Genomic DNA, 5,084 nt, shown 5'->3' on the forward strand with positions numbered 1-5,084 from the left:
TCCGCGGCCTCGTGGGGGCGGCCGTCCGGGGGTGGTGGGTGGGCTACCCCGCGCCCACTAACCCCACCACCTCCGCCTGGGCGGCGCCCCCGCCGGCCCCCCCCCTCCTGGTGTGTTCGCCCAGCTACACCCAGGTGTCCAGCCACATGCGGTTGCGCCAGGAGTCCATGGGCAAGGTCTGGCCCGTGTAGATGGGCCAGAAATAGATGAAGTTCCACACGATCAGCAGCACCAGGACTCCCGCCCCGATCGCCCCCAGCGCCCGTCGGCGCTCGGTCGAGCCCGCCGGCCCCAGCAGGGCGCCGATCATCATCGCCACCGCCAGGCACAGGTACGGGACGAAGACCACCGCGTAGAAGTAGAAGATGGTCCGCTCCTGGTAGTTGAACCAGGGCAGCAGGCCGGCGGCGAGCCCGCAGGCGATCGCGCCCGCCCGCCAGTCGCGGCGGAAGAACCACCGCCACAGCACGTACAGCAGCGCGAAGCAGCCCGCCCACCACAGCAGCGGCGTGCCCAGCGCCAGCACCTCTCGGGCGCACTTGCCCGCCTCGGTGGCCGGGCAGCCGTCCGTGCCGGGCGCGGGGGACTCGTAGAAGTAGGAGACGGGCCGGCCCAGGACCAGCCAGCTCCACGGATTGGACTCGTAGGTGTGTCCGGAGGTCAGACCGACGTGGAACTTGTAGACCTCGGTCTCGTAGTGCCACAGGCTGCGCAGCCACTCCGGCAGGAAGGACAGCGAGCTGCCCCCGTCGTGCTTGGCGGCCCAGTCGCGCAGATAGCCGCCCTTGCCGTTGTCCGGGCTCAGGATCCAGCCCGACCAGGAGGCCACGTACGTCACGACCGCGACCGGGACCGTCGACACGAAGGCGGGCAGCGCGTCCCGGCGCAGCATCGCCGCGTACGGGGCGCCCGCGCCGGCCGTCCGACGGGCGGCCGCGTCCCACAGCACGGTCAGGACGCCGAAGAAGGCCAGGACCACGAAGCCGTTCCACTTCGTGCCCGCCGCGAGGCCCAGGCAGACCCCGGCCAGGATGCGGTACGGGCGCCAACCCAGCCGCAGCGTCTGCGCGATCCTCAGGTCGGGCCGGGTACGGCCCTCCTCGTCCACCGGGAGCGCGTCCGCGAGCCGGGCCCGCGCCTTGTCCCGGTCGACGACCAGCGCCCCGAAGGCGGCCAGCACGAAGAACATCAGCACCAGGTCCAGCAGCGCGGTGCGGCTCATCACCAGGTGCAGCCCGTCCACCGCGAGCAGCGCGCCCGCCAGACAGCCCAGGAAGGTCGAGCGCAGCAGGCGCCGCCCGATCCGGCACAGCATCAGCACGGACAGGGTGCCGAGCACGGCGGTCATGAACCGCCACCCGAAGGGGGTGAAGCCGAACATCCACTCGCCGAGCCCGATGACCCACTTGCCGACGGGCGGGTGCACCACGTACCCCGGGTCCAGCGGCAGGGAGATCCCGTCCGGGTTGGCGAGGATCGACTTGTCGATGTCCTTCGGCCAGCTCGCCTCATAGCCCTGTCGGACCGTGGCCCAGGCGTCCTTGGCGTAGTACGTCTCGTCGAATATCACCGCCTTCGGGCTGCCCAGGTGCACGAAGCGCAGCACCCCCGCGACGAGGGCCACCAGCAGCGGCCCCGCCCAGGCGAAGATCCGCTGCCAGGTGCCCCGCATCCGCGAGGGGATGCCGAAGGTCAGCCACAGCTGCGGGGACGGCTCTGCGTACGGGGGCACCAGGCGGGCGCGCAGGTCCACGCGCGCCGTCCCGGACGGCGCCGCGTAGCCGAAGGCGCGCAGCCGGCGCAGCCAGGTGGTGGGCTCTTCTTCGCGTCCCGCCGGTGGGGCGGGAGGGGCCCCCGCGGGGCTGGACGGCGGCGTCGCGGTACTGGTCACCGGGTCATCGTAGGGAACGCGTCCGCGGGCGCCCCAGTCCCCACGTGCGTCGCGGGCCGGTGAGCCGTTCCCTCGTACGGCGCCCCGGAGCCCTCGGAGTCCCTGATGAGAGGATGATCCCGTGACCACTGATCAGCCCCACCGCGTCGAGCCCACCCCGTCCGCAGCCGGTCCGCAGGGCGTCCTCGTCCTGGCCGGCACCCCCATCGGGGACCTCGCGGACGCGCCGCCGAGGCTCGCGGCCGAGCTGGAACGGGCCGACGTGATCGCCGCCGAGGACACCCGACGGCTGCGCCGGCTGACACAGGGGCTCGGCGTGCACACCACCGGGCGCGTCCTGTCGTACTTCGAGGGCAACGAGTCGGCGCGCACCCCGGAACTGGTCGAGGCCCTGGAGGCGGGCAAGCGCGTCCTGCTGGTCACCGACGCCGGCATGCCCTCGGTCTCCGACCCCGGCTACCGGCTCGTCGCCGCCGCCGTCGAGAAGGACCTCAAGGTCACCGCCGTGCCCGGCCCGTCCGCCGTGCTCACCGCACTCGCGCTGTCCGGGCTGCCCGTGGACCGCTTCTGCTTCGAGGGCTTCCTGCCGCGCAAGGCGGGCGAGCGCCTCGGCCGGCTGCGCGAGGTCGAGGGCGAGCGCCGCACGCTCGTCTACTTCGAGGCCCCGCACCGGCTGGACGACACGCTGGCCGCGATGGCCGAGGTCTTCGGCGCCGACCGGCGGGCCGCGGTGTGCCGCGAGCTGACCAAGACCTACGAGGAGGTCAAGCGCGGCGCTCTGGCCGACCTGGCCGCCTGGGCCGCCGAGGGCGTGCGCGGGGAGATCACCGTCGTCGTCGAGGGCGCCCCGGCCGCCGGGCCCGCCGACGTCGACGCGGCGGAGCTGGTGCGCCGGGTGCGGGTGCGCGAGGAGGCGGGGGAGCGGCGCAAGGAGGCCATCGCGGCGGTCGCGGCCGAGGCCGGGCTACCCAAGCGGGAGGTCTTCGACGCGGTCGTCGCGGCAAAGAACGCGGAACAAAAGGTGCCGTAGTCCGGTAAAGGGCTAACCTGAAAAGCAAAGCTCAGACCGCGCACCGGGCGCTTTGGGCATGACTCGCCCAAGGACCGTCCAACACTGGACAGGACCTGATGCGCTCCCGCCCGAAGAGGCGTCCACTGGCAAGGGCACCAGTGGAACAAGAGGAGCTCGCATGAGTGAGATCGCAGACACCCCGGCATCCGCGGCCGTGCCCGCGTCCGCGCCCGCCCCGGGCGGTGTGCCGACCGTGCACGAGGCGTACGCCTTCGCGTGCATGAGGTGCGGCTACGGCTGGGAGCAGGGCTACGAGATCGAGCACCATGTGGACGGCCGCGGCCAGCCGTTCATCATGTACGTCGTCAAGGGCGAGCGGGTGCCCTCGCCGCTGTCCGATCCGACCTGCCTGAACTGCGGCGGACACGTCGTACGGATCATGCGGGCGGGGCAGGTGTCCTCGGTGCTCGGCATGCTCGACCAGCTCTACCACCACCCCGTCGCTCCCGGCATCGCCGGGCCGGTCCCGGCGGGCGAGAGCCTCCCGCGGACCCCCAAGCCGCGCAAGACCTCCCCCCGCCACGACGCTCCCGGTCCCGTCGCGATCGACGAGGCCGAGCGGCGCGGCGGGCTCTTCTCCCGCCTCATGGCGAGCCTGCGCCGGTCATAAGATCGGCCGTATGAGCTCTCGCCCCGCCCCCTCCTCGGCCTCCGCCCCCAAGGACGCACCGCCACCGCTGCCCGAACCCCTCCGGGTGGCGGTGGCGGACTCGCACACCCATCTGGACATGCAGTCCGGCACCGTCGAGGAGGGTCTCGCCAAGGCCGCCTCCGTGGGCGTGACCACCGTCGTCCAGGTGGGCTGCGACGTGAAGGGCTCCCGCTGGGCGGCCGAGACCGCCGCCGCGTACGAGAACGTCCACGCCGCCGTGGCCCTGCACCCCAACGAGGCCCCCCGCATCGTGCACGGGGATCCGGACGGCTGGTCGCGGCAGGGCGCCCGGGCCGGCGGCGGGGAGGCCGCCCTCGACGACGCGCTCGCCGAGATCGAGGCGCTCGCCGCACTGGACCACGTCAAGGCCGTCGGCGAGACCGGCCTGGACTACTTCCGCACCGGGCCCGAGGGCATGGCCGCGCAGGAGCGCTCCTTCCGCGCGCACATCGAGATCGCCAAACGGCAGGGCAAGGCGCTGGTCATCCACGACCGCGAGGCGCACGCGGACGTCCTGCGCGTGCTGCGCGAGGAGGGCGCGCCCGAACGGACCGTCTTCCACTGCTACTCCGGCGACGCCGAGATGGCCCGCGCGTGCGCGGCCGCCGGGTACTACATGTCCTTCGCCGGGACGGTCACCTTCAAGAACGCGGCGCCGCTGCGCGAGGCGCTGGCCGTCGCCCCGCTGGAACTGGTGCTCGTCGAGACGGACGCGCCCTACCTGACCCCGGCGCCGTATCGCGGACGGCCCAACGCGCCGTACCTCATTCCGCTGACGGTCCGGGCGATGGCGGCGGTCCGCGGCCTGGACGAGGACGCGATGGCCACTGCCCTGGCCGTCAACACCGCGCGCGCCTTCGCCTACTGACGCCCCTCCACCCTCCGCCACACTGAGTAGTCGTACGGCTTTGTTCCGTGACGGCTGCTCCGCTATGGTGCCGTGCCCCGACCCGAGGGTGCCGGACCACCAGTGGAGCGAGCGTGAGCGATACGCAGGGCAGTCACCGCCGTGGCGGTCCCGTCCCGGGGGCGTACGAAGCGGGGGCGTACGAGGCCGGGGCGTACGGAGCCGGGATGTACGGGGACGGTGCGTACGGGTACGGGGTCGGTGCGTACGGGGTCGGTGCGTACGGGGCCTGGGCCCGGCCGGGCGGCCCGGCCCACGCCGCGACCGCGACCGCGCCCGGGACCCCGGATGCGGTGCCCTCCGGCGCCCCCGGGCCGGGGGTGCCGGCTCCGAGGGGCCTCGACCGGGCGTCCCGCCGCCGCGCCGCCCGCGGCCGGGGCCCCGCCGAAGCCCCCGCCCCGCCGGCCCCGGGCACCGGACGCCGCCGCGCCGCGCAGGAGCCCGGCGGCCGGACCGCCGTCGAGGAACCCCCCGCGCCCGGCGCCGCCGCGACGGGCACGGGCCGCCGTCGGGGCGCCACCGCCGACGCCTACCTCGCGGCCCCGCCCGCTCCGCCCGTACC

4 protein-coding genes and 1 pseudogene are annotated in these 5,084 nt (G+C 74.1%); 4 read left to right on the top strand and 1 reads right to left on the bottom strand.

Features of this window, described 5'->3' with window-relative positions; all coding sequences use genetic code 11:
- Window positions 1–124 precede the first annotated feature (124 nt).
- On the bottom strand, window positions 125–1,891 hold the full coding sequence (locus tag ACWFQ8_RS26245) for a dolichyl-phosphate-mannose--protein mannosyltransferase (protein WP_453788733.1): 1,767 nt from the start codon (window positions 1,889–1,891) through the stop codon (window positions 125–127).
- A 121-nt stretch (window positions 1,892–2,012) separates the two neighbouring features.
- Between ACWFQ8_RS26245 and rsmI the strand changes: the two genes are divergently transcribed.
- The 4 genes and pseudogenes from rsmI to ACWFQ8_RS26265 all read left to right on the top strand — a co-directional run.
- Window positions 2,013–2,921, top strand: a complete 909-nt coding sequence (rsmI, locus tag ACWFQ8_RS26250) for a 16S rRNA (cytidine(1402)-2'-O)-methyltransferase (protein ID WP_453788734.1) — start codon at window positions 2,013–2,015, stop codon at window positions 2,919–2,921.
- 160 nt (window positions 2,922–3,081) lie between these two features.
- Complete coding sequence (locus ACWFQ8_RS26255; RefSeq protein ID WP_453788735.1) at window positions 3,082–3,573, top strand: hypothetical protein; 492 nt, start codon at window positions 3,082–3,084, stop codon at window positions 3,571–3,573.
- Between the two features lie 10 nt (window positions 3,574–3,583).
- Complete coding sequence (locus tag ACWFQ8_RS26260) at window positions 3,584–4,483, top strand: TatD family hydrolase (RefSeq protein ID WP_453788736.1); 900 nt, start codon at window positions 3,584–3,586, stop codon at window positions 4,481–4,483.
- A 113-nt stretch (window positions 4,484–4,596) separates the two neighbouring features.
- Window positions 4,597–5,084 (top strand): annotated as a pseudogene (locus ACWFQ8_RS26265) (hypothetical protein); the annotation flags it as partial.

The organism is Streptomyces sp. NPDC055254, assembly GCF_053606025.1.